Source organism: Salmonella sp. NW884, assembly GCF_051700745.1.
GTDB classification, from domain to species: Bacteria; Pseudomonadota; Gammaproteobacteria; order Enterobacterales; family Enterobacteriaceae; genus Salmonella; species Salmonella enterica.
In genome coordinates this window covers 1-1,318 of record NZ_JAMMDE010000028.1, presented here as the reverse complement: position 1 = coordinate 1,318, position 1,318 = coordinate 1, and the positions used below count along the sequence as shown (strand labels likewise).

Below are 1,318 nucleotides of genomic sequence, written 5' to 3'. Positions count from 1 at the left end.
TCCGGCGTTTTATTTCTCCATCCTTGTTCACTAATGTCTTGGTAACAAAGGCTGAGTAGTCTTTTGATGTGTTATATCCCTTCCAGACTTCGTGAGGATCTAAAGCGTAAGCACAAACCTTTCCAGCAACTGGTATTCTTACCAAAGCACCTTTCTCCTCCAAATAATCTAACCAACGACGAATTGTTCGAGTAGAAACACCCATCTGATTAGCTAAAAACTGCTGATCGCAGACCACTGCACCGCATGTAGGATCTATGTGTTCCGCGAAAAATGAGTAAAGACCTATAGCGGCAGCACCCTGTTTGTCCCTCACAAGCTCTCTAATGCGTTGCCAGCCCTTTGGGTATGTCTGAGTGAAGTTACTGTTCTTCTTTGCCTCCTCGTGCTCTTTAGATGCCTTCTTGTCGATTTCCTGTATTTCTTTCTGCCTTAGCTTTGCTTGGTGTTCTGAAGCTACGATCATCTTTATCCCTCAGTGTCTTTTTGATAGGACATTTTTGTCCCATCATAGGACTTGTGGTGTCCTATGTCCAGCCACATGCGGACACCAGCTGTGTCCTCACGTGCGGACACCAGCTGTGTCCTATCAGAAAAAACCAAAACTATAAAAATCAATAACTTATTATTTATCTCTATTCTCTTCTATGAAAACCAACAGACAACACCAAAGTTCAAGGTAGCTCCCTCCCTCCGGTCGGGCATTTTGAGGGTCAGGGTTCGCCATAGGCGACCGCGTTAGCGGCTTGACCTTGACGATCAAAATGCCCGTTTAACCTTGTATCTGGTGATGGCTCGCGTAGTGAGCCATCACCATGATTGACGGTTTTCATGGGGTTTCGGGGCGAAGCCCTGAACCAGTCACTCCGCTAGCGGAGTGTATACTGGCTAATTAGTGCTTATCCTTCGGGTATATCTCTCGGTAAATCGTTATGAGACTCCCAATTAAGCCGATGATTGTGATGATTGTTGACGTGATCATGATGACCTCCTTGTCGGTAAAGTTTCTGTATTACATTCCTGGCTAACTTCTTTTAGTCCCAAAGGAATGCCGCACATTACAAAAGTGATGTGCTGTTTTATTTATTTATGGGATCTACTGCTTAAAGGGCGGCTTATTATGGGGATGGCTCGCTGTGGCGAACCATCCCCCTTTCTGAGGGTGGGGGTCGTTCCGAGCCGTCAAGAGTCGCTTCGCTACTGCTCTTGACCGCTCTCCTCTCCGGAAAACATAGCCATTATCCGGCGTTTTATTTCTCCATCCTTGTTCACTAATGTCTTGGTAACAAAGGCTGAGTAGTCTTTTGATGTGTTATAT

1 protein-coding gene and 1 pseudogene are annotated in these 1,318 nt (G+C 45.6%); both read right to left on the bottom strand.

The annotated features are described in order from the left end of the window. The coding region (locus tag NA197_RS23320; RefSeq protein ID WP_175085031.1) for a helix-turn-helix domain-containing protein at positions 1-466 on the bottom strand (466 nt) is incomplete at its 3' end. 731 nt (positions 467-1,197) lie between these two features. Next, positions 1,198-1,318: pseudogene (locus tag NA197_RS23315) on the bottom strand (helix-turn-helix domain-containing protein); the annotation flags it as partial.